Annotated in this window: 21 protein-coding genes; 13 read left to right on the forward strand and 8 right to left on the reverse strand. The window is 63.5% G+C overall.

Going from position 1 to position 25,022, the window contains the following annotated elements; all coding sequences use genetic code 11:
* Positions 1 to 8: 8 nt before the first annotated feature.
* From J2X35_RS16320 to J2X35_RS16330, 3 genes are all read right to left on the reverse strand, one after another.
* Positions 9 to 3,134, reverse strand: coding sequence for an efflux RND transporter permease subunit (locus J2X35_RS16320; RefSeq protein ID WP_310187400.1), 3,126 nt, complete (start codon positions 3,132 to 3,134; stop codon positions 9 to 11).
* A 13-nt stretch (positions 3,135 to 3,147) separates the two neighbouring features.
* Positions 3,148 to 4,308 (reverse strand): efflux RND transporter periplasmic adaptor subunit, encoded by a 1,161-nt coding sequence (locus J2X35_RS16325; protein ID WP_310187403.1) that lies wholly within the window; start codon positions 4,306 to 4,308, stop codon positions 3,148 to 3,150.
* 205 nt (positions 4,309 to 4,513) lie between these two features.
* Positions 4,514 to 5,338 carry a MurR/RpiR family transcriptional regulator gene (locus J2X35_RS16330; RefSeq protein ID WP_056111580.1) on the reverse strand — a complete coding sequence of 275 codons (825 nt, stop codon included), beginning with the start codon at positions 5,336 to 5,338 and terminating at the stop codon, positions 4,514 to 4,516.
* A gap of 153 nt (positions 5,339 to 5,491) precedes the next feature.
* Between J2X35_RS16330 and J2X35_RS16335 the strand changes: the two genes are divergently transcribed.
* From J2X35_RS16335 to J2X35_RS16380, 10 genes are all read left to right on the forward strand, one after another.
* Positions 5,492 to 6,295, forward strand: coding sequence for an N-formylglutamate amidohydrolase (locus tag J2X35_RS16335; RefSeq protein WP_310187406.1), 804 nt, complete (start codon positions 5,492 to 5,494; stop codon positions 6,293 to 6,295).
* A 34-nt stretch (positions 6,296 to 6,329) separates the two neighbouring features.
* Complete coding sequence (locus J2X35_RS16340; RefSeq protein ID WP_310187407.1) at positions 6,330 to 7,886, forward strand: amino acid permease; 1,557 nt, start codon at positions 6,330 to 6,332, stop codon at positions 7,884 to 7,886.
* 77 nt (positions 7,887 to 7,963) lie between these two features.
* Positions 7,964 to 9,334: a glutamine synthetase family protein gene (locus J2X35_RS16345; protein ID WP_310187409.1), complete on the forward strand. Its 1,371-nt coding sequence runs from the start codon at positions 7,964 to 7,966 to the stop codon at positions 9,332 to 9,334.
* A gap of 48 nt (positions 9,335 to 9,382) precedes the next feature.
* Positions 9,383 to 10,771 (forward strand): aldehyde dehydrogenase family protein, encoded by a 1,389-nt coding sequence (locus J2X35_RS16350; RefSeq protein WP_310188712.1) that lies wholly within the window; start codon positions 9,383 to 9,385, stop codon positions 10,769 to 10,771.
* Positions 10,772 to 10,794: 23 nt separating this feature from the next.
* Entirely contained in the window at positions 10,795 to 11,274 is a 480-nt protein-coding gene (locus tag J2X35_RS16355; protein ID WP_310187412.1) for a DUF2569 domain-containing protein, read from the forward strand.
* Between the two features lie 21 nt (positions 11,275 to 11,295).
* Positions 11,296 to 12,468 (forward strand): iron-containing alcohol dehydrogenase, encoded by a 1,173-nt coding sequence (locus J2X35_RS16360; protein ID WP_056111569.1) that lies wholly within the window; start codon positions 11,296 to 11,298, stop codon positions 12,466 to 12,468.
* A gap of 265 nt (positions 12,469 to 12,733) precedes the next feature.
* Positions 12,734 to 13,840 carry an ABC transporter substrate-binding protein gene (locus J2X35_RS16365; protein ID WP_056111566.1) on the forward strand — a complete coding sequence of 369 codons (1,107 nt, stop codon included), beginning with the start codon at positions 12,734 to 12,736 and terminating at the stop codon, positions 13,838 to 13,840.
* Between the two features lie 59 nt (positions 13,841 to 13,899).
* Complete coding sequence (locus J2X35_RS16370; protein ID WP_056111563.1) at positions 13,900 to 14,814, forward strand: ABC transporter permease subunit; 915 nt, start codon at positions 13,900 to 13,902, stop codon at positions 14,812 to 14,814.
* The gene (locus tag J2X35_RS16375) at positions 14,811 to 15,602 is read left to right on the forward strand and encodes an ABC transporter permease (protein ID WP_056111561.1); all 792 of its coding nucleotides are present in this window, start codon (positions 14,811 to 14,813) and stop codon (positions 15,600 to 15,602) included. The genes J2X35_RS16370 and J2X35_RS16375 overlap by 4 nt, the downstream gene beginning before the upstream one ends.
* A gap of 16 nt (positions 15,603 to 15,618) precedes the next feature.
* Positions 15,619 to 16,689 (forward strand): ABC transporter ATP-binding protein, encoded by a 1,071-nt coding sequence (locus J2X35_RS16380; RefSeq protein ID WP_310187414.1) that lies wholly within the window; start codon positions 15,619 to 15,621, stop codon positions 16,687 to 16,689.
* Positions 16,690 to 16,716: 27 nt separating this feature from the next.
* On the opposite strand, the gene J2X35_RS16385 is transcribed toward J2X35_RS16380, so the two are convergent.
* Entirely contained in the window at positions 16,717 to 17,373 is a 657-nt protein-coding gene (locus tag J2X35_RS16385) for a 50S ribosomal protein L11 methyltransferase (RefSeq protein WP_310187415.1), read from the reverse strand.
* A 192-nt stretch (positions 17,374 to 17,565) separates the two neighbouring features.
* On the opposite strand from J2X35_RS16385, the gene J2X35_RS16390 reads away from it, so the two are divergent.
* From J2X35_RS16390 to J2X35_RS16400, 3 genes are all read left to right on the forward strand, one after another.
* Positions 17,566 to 18,411, forward strand: coding sequence for an EamA family transporter (locus J2X35_RS16390; RefSeq protein ID WP_310187416.1), 846 nt, complete (start codon positions 17,566 to 17,568; stop codon positions 18,409 to 18,411).
* 219 nt (positions 18,412 to 18,630) lie between these two features.
* Positions 18,631 to 19,566 (forward strand): orotidine-5'-phosphate decarboxylase, encoded by a 936-nt coding sequence (gene pyrF, locus J2X35_RS16395; RefSeq protein ID WP_310187419.1) that lies wholly within the window; start codon positions 18,631 to 18,633, stop codon positions 19,564 to 19,566.
* Between the two features lie 163 nt (positions 19,567 to 19,729).
* Positions 19,730 to 20,356 (forward strand): methyltransferase domain-containing protein, encoded by a 627-nt coding sequence (locus J2X35_RS16400; RefSeq protein WP_056111548.1) that lies wholly within the window; start codon positions 19,730 to 19,732, stop codon positions 20,354 to 20,356.
* Positions 20,357 to 20,390: 34 nt separating this feature from the next.
* Here the strand turns inward: J2X35_RS16400 and J2X35_RS16405 are convergent, their stop codons facing one another.
* The 4 genes from J2X35_RS16405 to J2X35_RS16420 are packed head-to-tail and all read right to left on the reverse strand — an operon-like array spanning position 20,391 to position 24,888.
* Positions 20,391 to 21,188 carry a BtpA/SgcQ family protein gene (locus J2X35_RS16405; RefSeq protein ID WP_310187423.1) on the reverse strand — a complete coding sequence of 266 codons (798 nt, stop codon included), beginning with the start codon at positions 21,186 to 21,188 and terminating at the stop codon, positions 20,391 to 20,393.
* 37 nt (positions 21,189 to 21,225) lie between these two features.
* A complete protein-coding gene (locus J2X35_RS16410) occupies positions 21,226 to 23,529 on the reverse strand; it encodes a xanthine dehydrogenase family protein molybdopterin-binding subunit (RefSeq protein WP_310187426.1) in 2,304 nt (767 codons plus the stop codon).
* Positions 23,526 to 24,011, reverse strand: coding sequence for a 2Fe-2S iron-sulfur cluster-binding protein (locus J2X35_RS16415; RefSeq protein WP_310187428.1), 486 nt, complete (start codon positions 24,009 to 24,011; stop codon positions 23,526 to 23,528). Before J2X35_RS16415 ends, J2X35_RS16410 begins: the two co-directional genes overlap by 4 nt.
* 16 nt (positions 24,012 to 24,027) lie before the next feature.
* On the reverse strand, positions 24,028 to 24,888 hold the full coding sequence (locus J2X35_RS16420) for a xanthine dehydrogenase family protein subunit M (protein WP_310187431.1): 861 nt from the start codon (positions 24,886 to 24,888) through the stop codon (positions 24,028 to 24,030).
* Positions 24,889 to 25,022 lie beyond the last annotated feature (134 nt).

Raw genomic sequence — 25,022 nt, forward strand, 5'->3', positions numbered from 1 at the left:
CGCGCCGGCTATTCCGCCGGTTCGACATTGGCATAGGCCGCTTCTTCCAGTTCGCGCTTGAGGCGGCTTTCCTCATGCGTCTTCGGCGTGACGAAGCGGCCGAGCAGCAGATAGGCGACCGGCGTCAGGAACAGGGTAGAAACCGTCGCCAGGCCGAGACCGCCGACGATGACCCAGCCGAGCGCTATGCGGGCCTCGGCGCCGGCGCCGCTCGCCATCACCAGCGGCAGGCCGCCGAGCACGGTGCAGATCATCGTCATCATCACCGGTCGCAGGCGGATGTTGGCTGCCTGCTCGATCGATTCGCGCACGCCGAGCCCGCGGTCGCGCAGCTGGTTGGCGAATTCGACGATCAGGATGCCGTTCTTGGCCATGACGCCGACAAGCAGCACGAGGCCGATCTGGCTGTAGGCGTTGAGGCTGGTGCCGGTGAGGATCAGCGCGAAGATGGCGCAGGCGAGGCCCAGCGGCACCGTTGCCATGATGATGACGGCGGAAACGAAGCTTTCGAACTGCGCCGCCAATACCAGCAGGATGATGACCAGCGCGAAGCCGAAGATGGTGATCATGCCGCTGTTGGTTTCACCGAGCGTCGCGGCCTCCGCGAGCGGCACCAGCCGCGAGCCCGCCGGCAACAGCGGCGTGGCGATGCGCTGCGCTTCCGTCAAAGCGTCGCCCAGCGCGAAGTCGCCGCTCAGCGTCGAGGTGATCGCCACCGAGGGCTGCTGCTGCTCGCGCGTCAGCGAGGGGGGCACGGCGCGCTCGGTCAGCGTCGCGATGGTCGACATCGGCACATAGCGGCCGTCCGCGGTCTTGAGGAAGATGTTTTCCAGGTCGGTCGGGTCGTTGATCGGGTTGGTGGTCGAGACCAGCTTCACATCGAAGCTGCGGTCGCCGATATAGACGTCGCCGACCTTGTTGCCGTCGAGCATCGCCTGAAGCGTGTTGGCGAGACCGGTAATGTCGATGCCGAGATCGGAGGCGCGGGCGCGGTCGATCGCCACGGCAAGCTGCGGCTGCGTCGGGTCGACCGACAGGCGCGGCTGCTGGAAGCGGGGGTCCTTCTGCATTTCGTCGATGATCTTGCCGGCGGCGGTGGAGAGCGCCGCCCGGTCGCCGACCAGCGCGAACTGCAGGCCGTTGCCGGCGCCGCGAATGCCGAGACTGTTCGGCTGCGCCGGGAAGACGCGCACGCTTGGCACCTGGCGAACGAGTTGGGTTATCTGCTGGGTGATCTGCTGCTGGCTGCGGCTGCGCTGGTCCCACGGCGCCAGCGTCATCACCATGAAGCCGGAATTGTAGTTGCCGCCGAAGCCGGCGCTCTCGAACGTGCTTTCGATCTCGCCGGAATCGCGCAGCGGCTGGATCAGTTCCTCGATGCGGCGCATCTGCGAGGTCGTGTAATCGAGGCTGACGCCTTGCGGCGCGCTGATGCGGAGCAACACCGTGGCGCGGTCTTCCGTCGGCGTCAGTTCCTGCCGGATGGTGCCGAATAGGCTAAAGGCGACACCGGCGAAGAGCACGGCGATCAAAAGCACGATGACGGGTGCATCGAGGCAGATGTGCAGGATGCGGCGATAGGCGGAAACGAGACCGCCGCCGACCTTGCCGACAATTCCGCCACGCTCTTCATGGTGCAGGGAGGCCTGCGACAGCATGCGCGAGGCGAGCATGGGGCAGAGCGTCAGCGCGACCACGCAAGAGAGGATGACAGACATGGCCAGCACGAAGCCGAATTCACGAAACAGGCCGCCGGTCTGGCCGGGCAGGAACGAGATCGGCACAAACACCGCCACCAGCGTCGCGGTGGTGGCGATGACGGCGAAGAAGACTTCCTGGGTACCGAGCACGGCGGCCGCGCGGGGCCCCATGCCCTCGTTGCGCCTTCGCACGATGTTTTCCAGCACCACGATGGCGTCGTCGACCACCAGACCCGTGGCGAGCACCAGCGCCAGCAAGGTGAGGATGTTGATGGAGAAGCCGGCGAGATAGATCGCCGCGATGGTGCCGATCATGGCGACCGGCATGGAAAAGGCGGGGATGAGCGTGGCGCGCCAGTCCAGCAGGAAGAGGAAGATGACGATCAGAACGATGGAGACTGACAGCGACAGCGCGATCTCGACCTCGTGCACGGCGCCGTTGACGAAGACGGCGTCGTCGCTGGTGATCTTGATCGACATGCCCTTGGGCAGCGTCTTCTGAATGTTGGCGACGGCGGCCTTCACACCTTCCGAAATGTCGAGCGTGTTGGATTCGGCGGCGCGCACGATGCCGATGCCGATGCCGACCTTGCCGTCGGAGCGCAATGTCGACTGGTTGATGTCGCCGCCCAGCGTCACGGTGGCGACGTCGCCGATGCGGGTCGTGCCGCCGATGACGATGGCCTCGAACTCCTCCGGCGTAGTGACATCGGCGGTGGTGCGGACGATGAGGTTCTGGTTGGTCGTGGTGATCGAACCGGCCGGCGTGTCGAAGGCGACGGAGGCCAGCGCGGTGCGCAGGTCGGCGACCGTATAGCCCAGGCTGGCCAGCTTGCCCTGGTCGACGTCGATGAGGAAGATCTTGTCGCGGTCGCCATAGACCTGGACGTCGGCGACGCCGGGAACGGCGGCAAGCTCATCCTCGATCTGATCCTCGACCAGGATGGACATATCTTCGACGGCCATGGAATCGGAGGTTACGGCCAGGCGCATCACGGCGTCGGAATTGGCGTCCGCCTTGACGATGCGCGGTGCGTCCGCGTCGTCCGGAATCTGGTTGGCGACGCGGCTGACCGCATCGCGCACGTCCGAGGCGGCGACGTTGAGGTCGATACCGTCGTTGAACTCGATGGTGACGCGGCTGGAGCCGAATGACGAGGAAGAGGAAATCGACTTGACGCCGGAGACGCGGGCAACCGCGCCCTCAATGGTGCCGGTCAGCTCGCGGTCGATGGTTTCGGCGGCGGCCCCTTCGAAATTGGTCGAAACGGTGATGACGGCGCGGTCGACATCGGGCAGTTCGCGGATCTCGACGCCATAGAAGGCGGCAAGGCCGGCGACGGCGATCAGCGTGTTGAGAACGAAGGCAAGCACCGGCCTGCGGATGAATAGCGCGGTGAAGCTGTTGTCGCTGGTGTTGACGGTTTCGGTCATCGCCGGGCTCAGCTCACGAGCCGGTGGTGCTGGCCGGGCGCCGGTCGTCGCGGGCGACGCGCACCTCGCCGCCTTCGCGCACGCTCTGGACGCCCTCGGTGACGACGACCGCGCCGGTTTCGACGGGCGCGTCGATCAGCACCGTTTCGGTGTTGCGCTGGATGATGCGGACGGGCACGCGCTTGGCCTTGCCGGCCTCGACGGTCCAGATGAAAGCGCCGTCCGAACCCCACTGGATGGCCAGCGGGCTGACCGTCGGATAGGTGTCGCCGGGGAATTGCATGGTGACCTGGAAGGACATGCCGGCGCGTAGCGAATCCGCCGGATTGTCGATGGTCGCCTGCACCCACAGCGTGCGGCTTTTCTCGTCGATGCGGTTGTCGATGGCAGAAACGGCCCCTTCGAAGGCGTTTCCGGGGTTGGCCAGCGACGAAGCTTTTATCATGGCGCCGATCTTGATGGCGGCGGCAAAGCGCTCCGGCACCCAGAAATCGACGAGGATGCTGGAGCGGTCGTCGATGGTGGCGATGGCGCTCTGGTTGGTCACGTAGTTGCCGGCCTCGATGGGCAGGATGCCGACAACGCCCGAAATCGGCGAGGTCACCGAACGGCGGTCGAAGGCGACCTGCGCGTCATGGACGCTGAGTTCGTTGTTGCGCAGCGCCAGCTCGGCATCGGTCAACTGCACCGAAGTCGCCGCATTGGAAGAGCGCAGCGACCGCGTGCGATCGACCTTGGCCTTGGCGTCGTCGCGCGCCGCCTTGGCGCGCTCCAGCGCAATTTCCTCGGTTTCGGAATCCAGCCTGGCAATGACTTGTCCAGCCTGGACATGGGCGCCGGACTGGACGAGGAATTCGGTCAGCCGGCCGGAGGCATAGGGGTTGACGGTCACGGTCGCCTTGGCGCGGCCGGTGCCGATGGCCTGGAGCTTGTCGTTGATGGTGGCGGTCGAGACCTGCGCGGTAACGACGGGCGTCTGTGCGCCGCCGCCGCGATTGCCGCGCTGATTGCCGGTGTCCTCGCCGCTCGCGGCGGTCTTCGGCGTCGAGGCTTGCGCCCATTCTATGCCCCAGCGGGCAAGCACGTCGTGCGAGCCGGGAAAGAACCCGACCCACGCCGCCGCGGCGACGATCAGGATCGCCAGCGAGAGTACAATCTGTTTCCAGGTGGCCATCGGCGCTCCGGTGAGGAAAACGTGCGTCCTGACCCTACCGGTTCCTCCGACCCGGAAGGACGCAGCAACGTACCTTAGACATGCACGAAGCAACGTCGTTACCAGGCCTTTATGGCAATTCTCCCGCGTTTACGCACATTAAATCTGCGTAAGGTTCGGGCTGTCGATATTCAGATATCAACATCCTCTGTCCGATAGCGATCCCTCAGCGCAGGTTCTCCATCTCGTCGATGCGGCGCGCGCTGCTGTCCTCCAGCCTCGCGGTGACGGCGCCGATCAGCGTCTCGGCGACGATCATCAGTGAGGCGGAGGAGTCCCACGGCGAAGGGACGGCGGTGCGGCCGGCAACGACGTGGCGGGCAAGGCGGGCGATTGGCGACAGCCACTGGTCGGTGAAGAGGACGACCTGCACGCCCCGGTGGTGCGCCTTCTCGGCAAAGCGCAGCAGGCTGTCCTGGTAGCGGCGTATGTCGAAGACCACCAGGACGTCGCGCTTGCCCATGTCGATCAGCCGGTCTCGCCACAGGCTTTCCTGCCCGGCGAGATGAAAGACATTGGGCCGCACGATGGCAAGGTGGGCGGCCATGTAGCGGGCCAGCGGATCGGTAAAACGGCCACCGACCAGAAACATCTTGCCGCGCGGATCGCACAGGGTCTGGACGATGGCGGCCAATTGTTTCTGCGACAGGTGCATGAATGTCTGCCGCAGATTCTCTATCGTCGCCTCCAGCATGGGCGACGTGCGGTCCTGCGTTGCCGGGTTGCCATGCGTGCGCGACGCTGGCGACTGGAGCTGGGCGGCGAGCTCATCCTGCAAGGCGGCCTGGAATTCCGGATAGTTCTGGAAGCCGAGACGCGCCACGAAGCGCAGGATGGTGGGGGACGAGACACCGGCGGCCTGCGAAAATTCGGCGACCGTCTTGAGGCCGACCACCGGATAGCCGGCGATCAGCGTGTGCGCGGCGCGGCGCTCGCCGGCCGGCATGGTGTCCAGCCTGTCGGCGATCGTTTCGGCAATGCTCGTTGTCATTCTGCTGCTTTCTCCGCCCGTACACGGTCAACGCTGTGCGTTGGCACGAAATGGCGTTTGACAATGTCCAACAATCTGTATGAAATCATCCACGCAAGCGCAATGCGAGAAAATACGTACCATACGATACGCGCTTACGGGGACGGCAAAACGATGGAGACAGCACGGCGGGCCAGCCTTGTCGCATCGGAGTCCGTGCGGGTGACGAACCCCGCCGGAACGAGCCCGCTCGTGCTGACCTGCGACCATGCCTCGAATTTCGTGCCGCCCGAATATGGCGCACTGGGCCTTTCGAAAACCGAACTGTCGGAACACATCGCCTGGGATCCGGGCGCGCTGGCGGTGGCGCACGGCATTTCCAGCCGCCTCGATACAGCGCTGATCGAAACCCGTATCTCCCGGCTGGTGCTGGACTGCAACCGCCCGCTCGATGCGCCGGACCTGATGAGCGAAGTCAGCGAGACGACGCCCGTTCCAGGCAACAAGGGCCTTTCAGCCGCGGAGCGAAAGGCGCGGATCGCGCGCTGCTGGACGCCTTTTCACGATGCAATCGACGCGGTTCTCGAAGACCGCGATGACGCCGGGCTCGCCTCTTGGCTGGTCTCGGTGCATTCGTTCACGCCGGTCTACAAGGGCGTCCATCGGCCATGGCATATCGGCATCATCCATGACGAGGACGCGCGTTTGGCCGCGCCCTTGATCGCGGCGCTCGAGGCGTTGCCGGGCATAACTGTCGGTGTCAACGAACCCTATTCGCCGGCAGACCGGGTTTATTTCACGCTGGAAAAGCACGCGCGTCCGCACGGGCTGCCCTGCGCGATGATCGAAATCCGCAACGACGAGATCCGGAACGAAGCCGGGCAAATCAAATGGGTGACGGCGCTGGCAGGGATTTTCGCCAGGCTGACACCGGAAAGCAGGATACCCCAGATCAGGTACAGCAATACTGCCGGTTAAACCGACCGGATAGAATCCAACAGGGGACATCAAAATGGCAGCACCGGGCTATACTGAAGTCGACAAGAGCGAGGACATCAAGGTCCTCCATAGCATGGGATATGCCCAGGAACTGGAGCGGCGGCTGAGCCGCTTTTCGAATTTCGCGGTCTCTTTTTCGATCATCTGCATTCTTTCGGGCGGCATCAACTCGCTGGCGCAGGCCACCTCCGGCGCCGGCGGTATCGGCATCGGAATCGGCTGGCTGGTCGGCTGCTTCGTCTCGCTGACCTTTGCCGTGGCCATGTCGCAGATCAGCTCCGCCTATCCCACGGCCGGCGGTCTCTACCACTGGGGTTCGATCCTCGGCAACCGCGGCACGGGCTGGGTCACGGCGTGGCTCAACCTGCTCGGCCTGATCACCGTGCTGGGCGCGATCAATGTCGGCACCTGGACGTTTTTCGTCGGCGCGTTCGGGGCATCGCTCGGTATCGAGAACACCATCACCACGCAGACGATCTTCCTGATCATCATCACTGGCGGTCAGGCGCTGATCAATCATCTCGGCATCAAGCTGACCGCCAAGCTGACCGATTTCTCGGGCTATCTGATCTTTTTCGGTGCGATCCTGATCGCGGTGGTCTGCCTGGTCTCTGCCGAAAGCTGGGACATCGGCCGCCTGTTCACCTTCACCAACTATTCCGGCGAGCCGGGCGGCAACGTCTGGCCGGCGGTGTCGAACTGGTGGGTGTTCGCGCTTGGCCTGCTGTTGCCGATCTACACCATCACCGGCTACGATGCCTCTGCCCATACGTCCGAGGAGACCTTGAAGGCGGCGAGTTCGGTGCCGCGCGCGATGGTCATGTCGGTGATCTGGTCAGCCTTGTTCGGCTATCTCTTCCTGGCGTCCTTCGTGCTGATGATCCCGAACATGGACGAGGCTGCGAAGCAGGGCTGGAACGTGTTCTTCTGGGCATTCGACCAGCAGGTCAATCCGGGCATCAAGGAGTTCGTCTACATCGTCGTGTTCCTGGCGCAGCTTTTGTGCGGCCTGGCCACCGTGACGTCGGCTTCGCGCATGATCTTCGCCTTCTCGCGTGATGGCGGTCTTCCAGCATCGAACGCGCTGGCCAAGGTCAGCCCGAAATACCGTACGCCTGTGGCGGCGATCTGGACGGCGGCTGTGCTTTCAGTGCTGTTCGTCTGGGGTTCGTCGCTGGTATCGGTGGCGGGAACCTCGGCCTATACGATCGTGGTTTCTTGCACGGTCATCTTCCTGTTCCTGTCATTTACAGTGCCTATCGTGCTGGGCCTGATGGCATGGGGCACGCCAAAATGGGACAAGATGGGTCCGTGGAACATGGGTCGCGGCGTCTTCACCCTGTTCGCGGTGCTATCGTTGATCTCGATGGTCCTGATCTTCATCATCGGAATCCAGCCGCCGAACGACTGGGCTCTCTACATCACCGTCGGCTTCTTCATCCTTACGGCGATTATCTGGTTCGGCTTTGAAAAGCGCCGTTTCCAGGGGCCGCCGATCGGTGAGATCGTCGCCGCGCGCCAGGTTGCCATCAAGGCCGCCGAGCAGGCGGTGGGCGAAACCGGCCGCTGAGGTCAGCCAGCAGAACATGGCCGGCGCGCGGCCGGCCATGTTCCTCTTTTGTCAGTAACAAAGCCGGGGCACAAAGAATGGCCGTGAATTTCTCGTTCGAACAACTGAAGAAGGCGGTGGAGTCCGGGGAAATCGATACCGTGCTGGCCTGCGCCGTCGATCTGCAGGGCCGGCTTATCGGCAAGCGCTTCCTGGCGCGGTATTTCGTCGAATCCGCCCATGATGAGACGCATGGCTGCAACTACCTGCTTGCCAACGACATCGATATGGAGCCGGTGCCCGGCTACAAGGCGGCGAGCTGGTCGAAGGGCTATGGCGATTTCGTCATGAAGCCGGACCTCGCCACTCTGCGGCGTGTGCCCTGGCTGGAGAAGACGGCGCTGGTGCTGTGCGACGTGCTCGATCATCATACGCATGGCGACCTGCCGCATTCGCCGCGCGCCATCCTGAAACGCCAGGTGGCGCGGCTGCGGGAGCGTGGCTACCTCGGCTATTTCGCCTCCGAACTCGAATTCTACCTGTTCGACGAGACCTATGCCTCGGCGCGCGGCAAGCACTGGCAGGGCCTTGATACCGCTTCCCCGCATATCCAGGATTACGTCATCCATCTGACTTCGAACGAGGAAGGCGTGATGCGCCGCCTGCGCAACGAGATGGAGGCTGCCGGCATTCCCGTCGAAAATTCCAAGGGCGAATGGGGCCCTGGCCAGGAAGAGATCAACGTCCGCTATGCCGAGGCGCTGGAAATGGCCGACCGGCATGTGATCCTGAAGAACGGCGCCAAGGAGATCGCCGCATCAGAGGGCAAGGCCATTTCCTTCATGGCCAAGTATAATTACGGCCTGGCCGGCAGCTCCAGCCATATCCACAATTCGCTGTGGAGCGCCGACGGCAAGACGCCGCTATTCTTCGACAAGAAAGCCGACTGGACGCTGTCGGCGCTCGGCCAGCAATGGGCGGCTGGCCAGCTCAAATACGCCAGGGAGTTCACGCTGCTGCTGGCGCCCTACATCAACTCCTACAAGCGCTTCCAGGCCGGCACCTTCGCGCCGACCAAGATCATGTGGAGCGAGGACAACCGCACCGCCGGTTTCCGCCTGTGCGGCGAGGGGACGAAAGGCATCCGCATGGAATGCCGCATCGGCGGCGCCGATCTGAACCCCTATCTCGCTTTTGCCGCGCTCATCGCGGCGGGGCTGGCCGGCATCGACGAAAAGCTGGAATTGCAGAAGCCGTTCGTCGGCGACGCGTATCAGGCTGCCAAGCTTCCTGAAATCCCGAAGACGCTGCGCGACGCCACCGACGCCTTCGCCAAATCGAAGATGTTCAAGCAGGCGTTCGGCGACGATGTGGTGGAACATTATGTCCATACCGCGCGCTGGGAGCAGTTCGAATACGACCGGCGCATTACGGATTGGGAACTGCATCGGGGATTCGAGCGATATTAGAAGCGGATGCAGCCATCTGCGCCGCTGTAAAGTGAAGTGGAGTTCGAAATTTTGGAAACCATCAAGCTCAAATCGCCCATCGACGGCTCGGTCTACGCGGAACGGCCTGTCGCCACCGATCAGGCGGTGAATGCCGCAGTCGAGCGGGCGCGGGCGGCGCAGGCGGACTGGGCGAAGACGCCGGTCGCGGAGCGTGCAGCCTATATGCTGAAAATGCTGGAAGCGCTGGTTGGCATGAGCGACGAGATCGTGCCGGAGCTTGCCTGGCAGATGGGCCGGCCGGTGCGCTATGGCGGCGAGTTCGGCGGCGTCAAGGAACGCACGCAATACATGGTCGAGATCGCCGAACAGGCGCTGAAGCCGGTGATGGCCTCCAATCCGAAAGACGGCTTCCGCCGCTACGTGAAGAAGGAGCCGCTCGGCGTCGTCATGGTCATTGCGCCATGGAATTATCCTTATCTCACTGCCGTCAACACCATCGTGCCGGCGCTGATCGCCGGTTCGACCGTCATCCTCAAGCACGCGGCGCAGACGCTGCTGGTCGGTGAACGTTTCGCCACGGCGTTCGAGATGGCCGGCCTGCCGAAGCACGTCTTCCAGAATCTCGTGCTCAACCATGCGCAGACAGAGAGACTTCTCGGCTCAGGCAAGATCGACCATGTCAATTTCACCGGCTCGGTGGCCGGCGGCCGCGCCATCGAAAAGGCGGCGGCGGGCACGTTCATGACGCTCGGTCTCGAACTTGGCGGCAAGGACCCGGCCTATGTGCTGGCCGACGCCAAGCTCGACCACGCCATCCCCAACCTGGTCGAGGGCGCGTTTTTCAATTCCGGGCAATGCTGCTGCGGCATCGAGCGCGTCTATGTGCACGAGAAGGTTTATGACGATTTTGTCGGCGGTTTCATCGAGGAGACGAAGGGCTACCGCCTCGGCAATCCGCTCGAGCAGGACACGACGATGGGGCCGATGGCGCAGGCGCGCTTCGCCGACCTGATCCGCGAGCAGAAGGCTGAAGCGCTGCGCAAGGGGGCGGCCGCGCACCTGAACACAAGCGACGAGCGCGACAGCGCCGGCTCGCCCTACCTGCCGGCCGAGGTGCTGACCAATGTCGATCACCAGATGAGCGTCATGCGCGAGGAAAGTTTCGGCCCCATCGTCGGCATCATGAAGGTGCGCAACGACGAGGAGGCCATCGCGCTGATGAACGACAGCCCCTATGGGCTGACCGCCTCGATCTGGACGCGCGAAACCGAGCACGCGATTGCCATTGGCGACCGCGTCGAGACCGGCACCGTGTTCATGAATCGCTGCGACTACCTCGATCCGGCGCTGGTGTGGACGGGGGTCAAGGATACCGGCAAGGGTGCGGCGCTGTCGGCCATCGGCTATGACAATCTGACGAGGCCGAAGAGCTATCATCTGCGGGAAGTGATCTAGCGCAGGATCAAGGGGGCGCGCACATGCAGGCTTCGGTGCAGACCAGCGCGGACGGTCCTTCGGGCATTGGCGGTTGGCTGATCCTGCCGGTCCTCGGCCTCGTGGCCACCCCGCTGCGGGGCATTTTTCATCTGGCCAGCTATGGCGAAATGCTGCAGTCGATGAATCAATTGACCCGTGGCCAGATCGCTTTCATCGTTGTCGAATTCATCGGCAATGCGATTGTCCTGCTGGTCATGCCCATCGTGCTGCTTGTGCTCTTGTTCAAGAAAAGCGCGTCTTTCCCGCGCTGGTTCATCGTGTGGGCGGCAGTCGGGCTCGCCTTCATCATTTTGGACATAGCCGCCGCGCAGATTTTCTTCGGCGACGTTCTGGCGGCGGCGGGACAGGCCTTGCTCGACGCCGATACAATGCGGGAACTCGTCCGCAGCATCGTCCTGGCGGCGGTCTGGATACCGTACATGCGGGTCTCCCGCCGCGTCGCCAACACTTTCGTCAATTAACACCTCCATAGGCAATCAGAAATGACCACCCTCGTCTCCAAGTGGAACTACCCGACCACCGTTCGCTTCGGCGCCGGCCGGATCAAGGAATTGCCGGACGTGCTTGCCACGACGGGTATCAAGCGGCCGCTTTTCGTCACCGATCCGGGCCTGGCGAAGCTGCCGGTGGTCGCCTCGACGTTGAAAATCCTCGACGATGCCAAGGTTCCTTATGGCGTCTTCTCCGAGGTCAAGCCGAACCCGGTGGAATCGAACCTCACCGCCGGCATCGCGGCTTTCAAGAAGGGCAAGCATGACGGCGTCGTCGCCTTCGGCGGCGGGTCGGCGCTCGACCTCGGCAAGCTGATCGCCTTCCAGGCCGGGCAGACGCGGCCGGTCTGGGATTTCGAGGACGTCGGCGACTGGTGGACGCGCGCCAATGCCGACGCCATCGCGCCGATCATCGCCGTGCCGACCACCGCCGGCACAGGCTCGGAGGTCGGCCGCGCCGGGGTCATCACCAACGAGGCCACGCACACCAAGAAGGTGATCTTCCATCCGAAGCTTTTGCCGGCAATCGTCATCGCCGACCCGGAATTGACCACCGGCATGCCGGCCTTCATCACCGCCGGCACCGGCATGGACGCCTTCGCGCATTGTCTCGAAGCCTATTGTGCGCCCGGCTATCATCCGATGGCCGACGGCATTGCCGTCGAAGGCATCAGGCTGGTGTTCGAGAACCTTCCCAAGGCTTTCGCCAACGGCAGGGATCTTGTCGCCCGCGCGCACATGATGAGCGCAGCCGCCATGGGTGCGGCCGCTTTCCAGAAGGGCCTGGGCGCCATCCATTCGCTGTCGCATCCCGTGGGTGCGCTATACGACACGCACCACGGCATGACCAATGCCGTGTTCATGCCCTATGTGCTGGCCTTCAACCGCGATGCGGTCGAGGGCAAAATCGATCGGCTTGCCGCCTATTGCGGCATCAAGGGCGGGTTCGACGGTTTCGCCAAGGCGGTGATCAAGCTGCGCAAGGACCTCAAGGTGCCGCATGCGCTGCCGGGCCTCATCAAGGGCCTGGATATGGACAGGAAGCGCAAGGCGCTGATCGCCGACATGGCGGTGGTCGACCCGACCGCCGGCGGCAATCCTGTGAAGCTCACCAAGAAAGCGGCGCTGTCGCTATTGGAAGATGCGATGTCGGGGACGGCATAGGAGGCAGCCGGTCCAGTTGCGAGCATGCCTGCCGACTTGCGATAAAAACAACAAGCAAGGGGAACGAAAATGAGAGGAGAGGACACCAAAAACGCTTAGCCGGAAAATGATCCGCACCGGCTGATTGCGGGGTTGCGGCAAAAGGAGTTTACTTCCTGCCTTCGAGGCGCGGAGCGCAGTCCGCGCTTCATCGGACTGTCATAAAACAGGGATACCGCATTGGGCCGGAGGCGTCCCACGGCGTCAGTTCAACGGAGAGAACAAGATGTTCAAATTCACGGGAAAGATACTTTCCCTCACCGCTGTCGCTCTCATGGCGACATCAGCTATTTCCTCGGCGCAATCCATGGACGAACTGGTTGCCGCGGCGAAGAAGGAGGGGCAGCTCACCACCATCGCGCTGCCGCATGACTGGTGCGGTTACGGCGCCGTCATCGACGGCTTCAAGAAGAAGTATCCGGAGATCACCGTCAACGAACTCAACCCCGATGCCGGCTCCGGCGACGAGATCGAGGCAATCAAGGCCAACAAGGACAACAAGGGTCCGCAGGCGCCGGACGTCATCGACGTCGGCCTGTCCTTCGGCCCTTCGGCCAAGAAGGACGGCCTGATCCAGCCCTACAAGGTGTCGACCTGGGACTCGATCCCCGACAGCGCCAAGGATGCGGAAGGCTTCTGGTATGGCGACTATTACGGCGTGCTGTCCTTCATGGTGAACAAGGACCTCGTGCCGAACCCGCCGGCCGACTGGGCCGATCTGCTGAAGCCGGAATACGCCAACGCCGTTGCGCTGGCAGGCGATCCGCGCGCATCCAACCAGGCGATCCAGGCGGTCTATGCCGCCGGCCTGTCTAAGGGCGCGGCAGCCGGTGAAGCCGCCGGCACCGCCGGTCTCGAGTTCTTCAAGGCGCTGAACGCCGCCGGCAATTTCGTGCCGGTCATCGGCAAGCCGGCGACGCTGGCGCAGGGCCAGACGCCGATCCTGATCAACTGGGATTATAACAATCTGTCGGGCCGCGACACGCTGAACGGCAACCCGCCGACGGAGATCGTCATCCCGACGACAGGCGTCGTTGCCGGCGTCTACGTGCAGGCGATCAGCGCCTACGCGCCGCACCCGAACGCAGCCAAGCTGTGGATGGAATATCTCTATTCCGACGAGGGCCAGATCGGCTGGCTGAAGGGCTATTGCCACCCGATCCGCTTCAACGACCTGGCCAAGAGCGGCAAGATCCCGCAGGATCTGCTCGACAAGCTGCCGCCGGCGGCCTCCTACGAAAAGGCGGTGTTCCCCTCGCTCGAGGAGCAGGGCGCAGCCAAGGAAACGATCACCAAGAATTGGGATACGGCTGTCGGCGCCAACGTCCAGTAAAAGGCTGATCCGACCGGGCGGCGGCAATGCCGCCCGGTCTTTCTCATGATGGGCGTCTGATGACAGATATCGGTGTTTCCGATCCGGCCATTGCCGGCAACAGCGCGCCGCCGGTTAAGGCGGGGAGCATGCGGCTGCCGACCCATTGGCTGGGCATTGCGCCGTTTGTCATCTTCAGCCTTATGTTCCTCATCCTGCCGACCGCCTATCTCATCCTGGGCGCGTTCCAGAATGAAGCCGGCGAGTTCACGCTGGAGAACCTGGCGGCGCTGTCGCAGCCCTCCATCGTCGCCGCCTACTGGATTTCCATCAAGGTCAGCCTGGCGTCATCGCTGATCGGCGCTTTCGCCGGCCTGGCGATCGCCATCGCCATCGTGCGCGGCGGACTGCCGAACTGGATCCGCTCGGCGACCCTGACCTTTTCCGGCGTCGCCTCGAACTTCGCCGGCGTGCCGCTGGCCTTCGCCTTCCTGGCGACGCTCGGCCGGCTCGGCCTCGCCACAGTGCTGCTCAACACCGTGTTCGGCATCAACATCTATGCCTATGGCTTCAACATCCTGTCCTTCTGGGGCCTGACTCTCACCTATGTCTATTTCCAGATACCGCTGATGGTGGTCATCATCGTGCCGGCCATTGACGGCTTGAAGAAGGAGTGGGGCGAGGCCGCAGCGACGCTGGGCGCCACGCAGGCGCAATACTGGCGCATGGTGGTCATTCCGGTGATCTGGCCGAGCTTCCTTGGCACGGTGATCCTGTTGTTCGCCAATGCGTTCGGCGCCATCGCCACCGCCTATGCGCTGACCGGCTCGTCGCTCAACATCGTGCCGATCCTGCTTTATGCGCAGATACGCGGCGACGTGCTGCACAACGCCCATCTCGGCTACGCGATCGCTTTCGGCATGATCTTCATCACCGGCCTCGCCAACATCTTCTACATCTGGTTCCGGACCCGGTCCGAGCGGTGGCTGAAATGAAAACGGGACGCTTCTGGGCCTGGGTCACGTTCATCCTCGGCGCCGCCTATTTCTTCATCCCGCTGATCGCCACCGTCGAGTTCTCGATGCGGATGCGGCGCGGCGCCTATTCGTTCGACGCCTATGCCATCGTGCTTGGCGATCCGCGTTTCCAGGCGACGTTCGGCTATTCGGTCGTCGCGGCGGTCTTCACCATCATCCTCGGCGTCCTCATCGTCGTTCCAACCGCTTACTGGATCAGGCTTCGCCTGCCGCATCTGCGGCCGATCGTGGAATTTATTACGCTCTTACCGCTGGTCATTCCCGCCATCGTCATCGTCTTCGGCTATATCCGCATGTACGGCTCGAACTCGCCGCTGCCGTTCCTGGCCAGCAACACGGGCACCAACGCGCTGCTGGTGATCGGCTATGCGACGCTGGCGCTGCCCTATATGTACCGCGCCGTCGATACCGGCCTGCGGACCATAGACGTCAAAACGCTGACGGAAGCGGCGCAGATCCTTGGCGCCGGCTGGACGACGATCATCGGCAAGGTGATCCTGCCCAATGTGCTGATCGCGGTGCTGTCGGGCGCATTCCTCACCTTCGCCATCGTCCTTGGCGAATTCACCATGGCGAGCCTGCTGAACCGGCCGGCCTTCGGTCCGTATCTGCAGAACATCGGCGCAAACCGCGCCTATGAACCGGCGGCGCTCGCCATCATCGCCTTCGTCATCACCTGGGGCTGCATGTCCGTCATCCAGGTCCTGTCGCGCTTCGCGCCGAAATCCTCGAACCGCCCCAATTGAGAAGAGAGCGCAGCTCATGCCAGACACGTTTCTCTCCATCCAGAATGTCCGGAAGTCCTTTGGCGCTGTCACCGTGGTCGACGATTTCAATCTCGATATAGAGCGCGGCGAGTTCGTCTCCTTCCTCGGCCCTTCCGGCTGCGGCAAGACGACGGTGCTGCGCATGGTGGCAGGCTTTGAGGACCCGACGGAAGGCAAGATCGTCGTCGCCGGCAAGGACATCACCCGGCTAAAGCCGAACCAGCGCAATGTCGGCATGGTGTTCCAGGCCTATGCGCTGTTTCCGAACCTGACTGTCGCACAGAATGTCGGCTTCGGGTTGAAGATCGCCGGCATGGCCCGGGCCGATGCGGACAAGCGCGTGGCCGAGATGCTGGAACTCATCAAGCTGCCGCTGGCCCAGTTTGGCGATCGCTATCCGTACCAGCTTTCCGGCGGCCAGCAGCAGCGCGTGGCTTTGGCGCGGGCGCTTGCGCCGAAGCCGAAGCTTCTGCTCCTCGACGAGCCGCTGTCGGCGCTCGACGCCAAGGTGCGCGTGTCGCTGCGCGACGAAATCCGCATGATCCAGCGGGAACTCGGCATCACCACCATCTTCGTCACGCACGACCAGGAAGAGGCGCTGTCGATCTCCGACCGCATCGCGGTGATGTATGGCGGGAAGGCCGAGCAGGTCGGCACACCGTTCGAGATCTACAATCGCCCGGCGACCAAGTTCGTCGCCAATTTCGTCGGCACGCTCAATGTGTTGGAAGGCACCGTCAGCGATGCGGCGACCGGCAAGGTGCGAGTCGATGCGCAGGAGATCGGACTCAAGGGCAAGCTCAACGGCTCGAAGTCCGGAGAAACGATATCGCTGGCGCTGCGTCCGGAGGCGATCACGCTGGGGCCGCGCCCCGGCCACGACGCCAGCCTGACCGGCGAGATCCACGACGTTCAGTTTCTCGGCTCGGTCATCCGGGTGCGGGTCGGCGTCGGCGGCAGCCGCGTCTCGCTGGATACGTTCAACAATCCGTCCTCGCCGCCGCCGCAAGCCGGCGAGAAGACGACGATCAGCTTTGCCTCCAATGACGTTCTGGTACTGCACTGACGGATCGATGAAAAGACTGCGAGCCGGCTAGGTGCGCGTGAAGGCATAGACGCTGCTCGGTTGTGACACCGCCGCTTCGCCGAAATCCAGGACTGCATAGTCGGCCAGCCATAGAAGCCGTTCCCGGGGCAGATGGGCCCGGCCGGGGTCGCCGACGAACACCTCGATGCCGGCGCCGGCGCAGCGGTCGAGAAACGCGGCAACGCGCCGGGCGAGGCGCTTTTCGTAGAACAGATCGCCGACGGCGACGAGATCGACCGCCGGCGGCGAAGCGTCGAGCAGGTCGGTTGCGACCGTCTCGATCAAGACGCCGTTGGCGGCCGCATTGAGCTGCAATGCCGTTAACCCCAGCGCGTCCGTCTCGGCCGCCAGGACGCTCGCCGCGCCGGCCTTGAGCGCGGCGATGCCGACAATGCCGCCGCCGGCGCCGAGATCGAGCACACGCCGTCCGGACACCGTTTGCGGACGGTCGAGGAAGAAGCGGGCCAGCACGCTGCCGCCCGCCCACGGATAGGCCCAGTAGGGCGGAGCGCCACTGTCCACACCAAGCAGCCGCCGCAGGCCGCTGCCGGGATGCGCGGTATGAAGCCGGATGGATTCAAGCCCGGGCACCGGCCGCAGCGGCAGGTTGAGCTCGATGAATCGGCGTGGATCGGATGCGGCGGACGGTGTGCGGAAAGTCATCGCGCCAGTCTACCCCAGTGAAGCGGCGCCTGCGCCGGGTTTCCACCGCTTTCCGTGTTTCTGGCCCAAAAGCATCGGTGTCTTCTGGGCATTGCGGGCGCAACCATAAACAGGTACCCGCTTGATCAGAAACTAAGCCGATTAAAAAGCGCTCCCTGCCGCGTCCGCCGCCGGGGCGGGTTCGAGCCGACCATGACGCCATCCGTTTTCCTCGCCGTGCTTCTGGCTGCCGCCATGCATGCGACGTGGAACGCCTTGGTCAAAGTTCATCTCGACCGGTTCCTCTCGGTGACGCTGATGACCGTCGGCATGGGCATCATGGCCTTGCTGGTGGCGCCTTTCATAGCGTTTCCGAAAGCCGAGGTCTGGCCATGGATCCTGGCGTCAGTGATTTTCCACATGGGCTATAAATTGTGCCTGATCGCCGCCTACAAGGCCGGCGACATGTCGCAGACCTATCCGCTGGCGCGCGGCACGGCGCCGCTGCTGGCGGCTCTGGGCGGCATATTCGTCGTATCGGAAGTGCCGGCGCCGCTGGCGATTCTCGGCATCCTTCTGCTTTCGCTGGGAACGCTGGCGCTGTCGTTGCGCGGCGGTGCGCGGCTTGAAAAACTCAATCGGCACGCGGTCGGCTTCGCGCTGGCGACATCCGTCTTCATTGCCAGCTACACGCTGTCGGACGGCAGCGGCGCGCGCGCCGCCGAGACGGCGTCGAGCTACGCGGTGTGGCTGTTCATCTGCGACGGGCTGTGGTCGTTGGGGCTTTGCCTGATCCTGCGCGGTCGGGCCTCGTTGCCGGCGATGGCGCGTGACTGGAAGGCCGGCCTGCTCACCGGCGCGCTCGGTGGCGCGGCCTACTGGATCGTGATGTGGGCGATGACCAGGGCGCCGATCGCATCGGTAGCGTCGCTGCGCGAGACGTCGATCCTGTTTGCGATGCTGATTTCCGTTTTTGCACTGGGTGAAAAGATGACCGGCTGGCGCGGGGCTGCCGCGCTCTCCATCGTCGCCGGCCTCGTCGCATTGCGGATGGGATAACGGACCACCTTGTCATGCAAGCTCACAACCCTGCCGCACGGAAAGGTTGACTGTCCTGCCAAAAACGCTTAGGCGGTTCGCCAACAGCGAAGTCCTTGAGTCTGGTGTATCGGCAAGGACTGTAAATCGTGAAAAATTGCCATCTGCCCTGGAGCATCGATTGACGAAGCGCACGCCCTGACGGTGCGCGGCGGTAGCAGCACGGAGAGACGAAAGATCATGAACATTGTTCCCTCGAACATTGTACAGACCACCGGCTTCCACTACGGCGACGTTATCATCGAAAGAGCCAGAAAACTCGATCACTGCTTCTGCCTCGGGCTCGATCCGCATCTGGCCATGATCCCGGCCGCTTTCCGGCGCGGCGACATGAAGCCCGGCTCGACCGAGACGATCGAGGGCATCGAGGAATTCCTCATGGCGGTCATCGACCGTACCGCCGACAAGGTGGTTTCCTACAAGCCGCAGAGCGCTATGTATGAGCGGCTCGGATCCGCCGGCATCGCACTGCTGGAACGTATGGTCGCCTACGCGCATGAGCGGGGAACGCCGGTCCTGCTCGACGCCAAGCGCGGCGACATCGCCGCCACCGCGGATGCCTATGCGGAGGCGTATCTGGCACCGGACAGCCCCAATCCCGTCGATGCGCTGACGGTGAATCCCTATATGGGCATCGACACGATCGAGCCATATCTCGAACTCGGCAAAAAGCACGGCAAGGGCGTGTTCGTGGTTTTGCGCACCAGCAATCCCGGCGCCGGCGCGTTCCAGGATCTGAAGGTTGGAAACCGCACCGTCTATGGCACCATCGCCGATGCGCTGCGGCCGCTGACCGAGGAGGCTATCGGCGAGACGGGCTGGTCGTCGTTCGGCGTCGTGGTCGGTGCCACCTATCCCGAAGAAGCCATGCATATCCGCTCGCTGCTGCCGCGGGCGCTGTTCCTGTTGCCGGGCTACGGCTACCAGCAGGGCGACATCGCCCGGATCACCGGCGCGCTGGTGCCCGGACCGCGCAAGCTTGAAGGCGGTCTCATCAGTTCCTCCCGCGCCACCCTGTTCCCACAGGCGGGAGCCGACGGTTCCTTCGACGCCTGGAAGGCGGCCTTCGACGATCAGCTTGGCCGGCATATCGGCGCGGTGGCTGAAAACCTCTGATCAGCGGCTTCACTAAAACGATTTGAGGACTGCACTAAAGTCGAATACTGCTACGTCCTGACGCACTGGACGCGTCGGACCGTAGTTGCTCTATTCATTCAAGTTCACTTAAATAAAAATGCCTGTGACCTGACTCACGCAAGCGCCGTACGGGGGTATCGGAATGAATGCTCAGCCCTGGTGGGAAACCAGCTTCGAAAATCTGGAAACGAGCACATTCGGCAAAGTGACGGCGGAAGTCGAGATTCTAAACCAGCACCTCGCTCCAGGTTCGAAGATCCTCGACCTCGGATGCGCCGATGGCCGGCACGGCATTTACCTCGCCGAACATGGTCACGATGTGGTGATGGTCGACATTTCGGCCAAGGGCATCCGCAAGGTCCAGCATCGGGCGGAGGTGCGCCGGCTGCAGGTCACCGCGCTGGAAATGGACATAAGGGATTATGTGTTCGACCAGCAGTTCGATGCGGTGCTCGCCCATGGCATCCTCATGCTCGTCAAGCGCGAGGAATGGGCTCCGATCCTGCGCAACATGCAGGATTTCACGAAACCGGGCGGTTTCAACCTGGTCGCGGTGCTGACAGACTCCGAGCCGCCGCCGGAAGACCTCAAGGATTTCCTCGTCGGGATTTTCCATGAAGGCGAGTTGAAGACACTTTACGAAGGCTGGGCGGAGCTGTTCTGGGAGCGGAAACGCAAGATCGACCGCGATCAGGCGACAATCGACCGCGGTCAGGCGAAGGAACGGATCCTGACGCTCAACAAGATCATGGCGCGCAAGCCCGCCTGATTCAGGCAGGCAATTTCACAGCAAGCCTGCGGATTCAGCCGCGCAACTGACCAACGATGGCGCGGACCTTTTCCAGGCTGACGCGGCCGCCGGCCTGCTTCGGTTCCTTCAACGACGTGCCGACGATGAAGCCGCCGGCGACCTCGGCCAGCGTCTTGATGTTCTTTTCCGTGATGCCGCTGCCGACGAAGACCGGAGCGCTGGTCGCGCCGGTCAGTTCGGCGAGGTCGGAATCGGCGATCGCCACGCCTGTTGCCGGGCCGGTGACGATCAGCGCGTCGGCATGCGAGCGCGCCACCAGGTCCATGGCGTCGGCCTTGATCGAGTATACCGACGACAGTGGGTAGGAATGCTTGATGTCGACATCGGCGAAAATCTTGACCTTGGCGCCCATGCGGGCGCGGTCGCGGATCAGCTTCGAGGCGGCGCCCTCGATGACGCCGTGGTCGGTGACGCGCGGCGAACCGAGCACGCAGACGCGGATGAATTGCGCCTCGATGCTGTGCGCGATGGCGAGGCCGGCGCGGGCGTCGTTGCGCAGGACGCACACGCCCATCGGCAGGTCGATGCTATCGCGCACCAGGCCGCCAATGCGGCTCATCCAGGCGATGGTTTCGCGCGGCACGCGATCCGGGAAGTAGGGGGTATCGCCGAAATTCTCGATCATCACGGCATCGACGCCGCCCTTTACCAGCGTGTCGGCGTCGGCCAGCGCCTGTTCCTTGATCAGTTGCGCGTTGCCGTCGTAATTGGGCGAGCCGGGCAGCGGGCGCAGATGCAGGACGCCGATGATCGGCTGCTTGTTGGCGAAACCGGGAAGATTTTCCTGCATGGCGGGGTTCCTTGGGCTCTCTTCGGGAGACGCTATCTCATTGGGACGATGAAGGCGATTGGCGCGCCGCCTGCAGCAGTTCCCATATCTGCGGCGGCGACAACGGAAGATCGCGCGGCTGCACATTGAACGATTTCAGCGCCGCCGCGACGGCGTTGCCGATGACGCCGGCGACCGAGAAGATGCCACCTTCGCCGCCGCCCTTGGCGCCGACCGGGTTCATCGGCGAGGGGTGATTGCCCATGGGGATGCCGCGGACCTTGGGGAAGTCGCTTGCCGTGGGCAGCATGTAGTCGGCCAGCGAGCCGGTCAGCAACTGGCCGTTCTCATCATACTTGAAATGTTCAAGAAAGGTGCCGCCCAGCCCCTGCATGATCGAGCCGACGATCTGGCCGGCCATCGTCAACGGGTTGATGATGCGGCCGACATCCTCGACGGCGATATAGTCCAGCACCTCGACATGGCCGGTCTCGGCATCCACCGCGACGTGGGTGGCGTGCGCGCCATAGGCCCAGGACAACCGCTTGTTGATGAAACTGCCCTCGACGGAGAGACCGGTTTCAGCGGCCAGTTCGGCCAGCGCAATCGAGCGGCCGCCCGGGCCGATGGCGGTGGCTCCCTCGACGATCTCGACGGCGTCGGCGCTGCAATTCAGCCGCCTGCCTGCCTCGGCGCGGATCATGTCCTTCAGCTTCGCTACCGCATCCAGGATGGCCGAACCGCCCATGACGGTGGAGCGCGAATGATAGGCGCCGAAGCCGTCGCTGACGTTGCGGGTCGATCCGTGGTGGACGCCGGTGATCCGGCTCATCGGTACTTCCAGCGCGTCGCCGGCGATCTGGGCGAAAACCGTCTCGATGCCCTGGCCGACAGCGGCCGAGCCGACATAGACGGTGTAGTCGCCGGTCTTCTCCAGCGTGACGCGGGCGAATTCCTTGGGACCGGCGCCGCCGGCCTCGACGAAACAGGCGATGCCGAGGCCATGGTAGCGGCCGTCGATTTCCTTGCCGTTCAGCGCGGCTTTCTCGTCCCAGCCGATTTCGGCAAGGCAGCGATCCAGCGTTTCTGAATAATCGCCGCTGTCCAGTTCGTCGTCGGCGTCGAAGGGCGTGATGCTGGCCATGCGATAGGGCATCTCGGCATGGGTGACGAGATTGCGGCGGCGGATTTCCACGCGGTCGATGCCGAGATCCTCGGCGATCATGTCGAGCATCCGCTCGCGGAAGAAATCGGCTTCGAAGCGCCCCGGCCCGCGATAGGTGCCGACCGGCGTCTTGTTAGTGACGATCATGCCGACTTCGTAGTTCATGTTCGGCACCCGGTACGGACCGGAGATGAACTGCGCGATGTTGCGGGCGCCGACAGCGCCGTTGGTGCGCATGTAGGCGCCGATATCGACCACGCCACGGCCGCGCAAGCCGAGGATTTTGCCCTCCAGGTCGCAGGCGATCTCGACCTCGCAATCGCATTCGCGCGCATGGTTCATGGCCATGAGGTTTTCGCGCCGGTCCTCGATCCACTTGATCCTCTTGTTGAGGTGGCGGGCGGCGAAGGGCAGGAGGAAATCCTCGGGATAGAACTCGCCGCGCGGCCCGAAGCCGCCGCCGACGTCGTTTTCCACCAGCAGGATCTGGTCTTCGGCAAGGCCGATCAGCCTGGAGAGAATGCGCCGGTTGAAGAACGGCACCTTGGCCGCCCCCCACATGGTCAAATGCTGGCGCTCGGCATCCCATTCGGCCAGCAGGCCGCGCGGCTCCATCGGCACGGCGGTATGGCGCTGGACGGTGAAACGCTCCTTGCGGGTGTAAGGGGCGGTGTCGAAGATTGAGACGTCGCCGCGATAGCCCCTGTATCCGAGCACCTCGTTGGTGCCCTTCTTGTCGAAGAGCAGCGTTTCGCCGCTTTCCGCCTGTGGTTTCGTCATCACCGCCGGCAGAGGCTCGATCTCGACTTCGATCGCATCGACACCGTCTTCGGCGATGGCGGCACTATCGGCGACGACGAGCGCGATGGGCTCGCCGACATAGCGGACCTTGTCATATGCCACCACCGGTTGCCAGAATGGTTCGAGTTCGGGCAGCGGATGCAGGCGCATGGGAATGTAGGGAATGACATCGCCAAGGTCTGCGGCGGTGAACACCGCATGCACGCCGGGGATGGCGAGCGCGGCGGACGTGTCCACCGAGATCAGCTTTCCGTGCGCGACCGGGCTGCGGAAGACGGCGGCGTGGAGCGTGTCGTCAAAGTTGAGGTCGCCAACATATTGGCCGCGCCCGCGCAGGAAACGCAGGTCCTCGACCCGCTCGATCGGAGAGCCGACCAGTGCGTTGGCGACGGTCATGCGCGATCCTCTTCGGCGTCCGTCCGGTAGGCGGCGCGCGCTTCCAGAACCGCCTCGACGATGGAGACGTAGCCGGTGCAGCGGCAGATGTTGCCGGACAGGACCTCGCGCACCCGGTCGGCATCGCAGTCGGGTTCATTGGTCAGCAGGGCATGAGACGTGGTGAGCATGCCCGGTGTGCAGTAACCGCATTGCAACCCATGGTTTCGTCGAAATGCCGTCTGCAGCGGCGTCAGCCGATCCTCGTGGGAAAGGCCCTCGACGGTGGTGATGTCGGCGCCGTCAGCCTGGACCGCGAGCATGAGGCAGGAGCGCACCGCAGCGCCGTCGACGATGATGGTGCAGGCACCGCAGACGCCATGCTCGCAGCCGACATGGGTGCCGGTCAGGCCAAGCTTGTGGCGAAGGCAATCGGCCAGTGTCAGCCGGGCCTCCGCCTCGACTTCGACGGACTTTCCGTTGACTGAAAACTGTACCTTCATTGCGCCTGTCGTCCGTTCACGCCGCCGCACTCTTCAGGGCGCGCTTGACCATGGTGCCGGCGAGCGAACGGCGGTAAGCCGCGCTCGAATGGATGTCATCAAAGGGTTCGACGGATGCGGCCGTCGTCTTTTCGATTTCCGCGATCATTGCATCGTCTACAGCCGAAGCGCCGTTCAGGATTGCTTCCACCTCAGGCAGCCGTACCGCCCGGTCGCCGATGCCGATGACGCCGACATGGGCATTGGCGATCAGGCCGCCGTCGTCGCGGTCGAGGAAAACCGCCGCGCCAGCCATGGCAAAGTCGCCGCGCCGCCGCGAAAATTCCTGGAAACCCCACCGGCGCGCGGCCGGCCATGCGGGCAGGCGGATCTGCGTGATCATTTCGCCCGGCTCCAGCGCTGTCGTCAGAGGGGCAATGAAGAAATCGTCGGCGGCGATGACGCGCGTGCCGGATTCACCGAGAACGGTAATCTCCGCATCGCAGGTCACCAGGATTCCCGGCGTTTCGGCGGCCGGATCGGCATGGGCGATGCTGCCGCCGACGGTGCCGCGATTGCGGATCTGATAGTGAGCGACATGTTCTATCGCGGCGACGAGCAGCGGGTGCGCGGTGCGCAGGCGTTCGTCACCGAGGATGTCGCAATAGCGGACCATGGCGCCCAGCCGCACACCATTCGCATCAATTTCGATCCGGTTGAGACCGGGCAGCTTGCGCATGTCGATGACGAGGGAAGGGCTGGCGATGCGGAAGGCCATCATCGGCATCAGGCTCTGGCCGCCGGCCAGAAGTCGTGCCTCGCCATTGGAGGAAGCGAGAAGCGAAATCGTTTCTGCCAGCGTCGTGGGACACGCATAGTCGAACGCCGGCAGTTTCACTTAACGAATGCTCCGACTTGGGATTGAATAGCCTAGTTGGACGGAATCGAACTAACACCGAACGCGCCTGCCGGTCAACGCCGGCGAAGCATCTCGATAAGCGAACACGTTTCCCAAAAATGCGACGTTCCAGG

This window comes from Mesorhizobium sp. BE184, assembly GCF_031457045.1.
GTDB lineage: Bacteria > Pseudomonadota > Alphaproteobacteria > Rhizobiales > Rhizobiaceae > Mesorhizobium.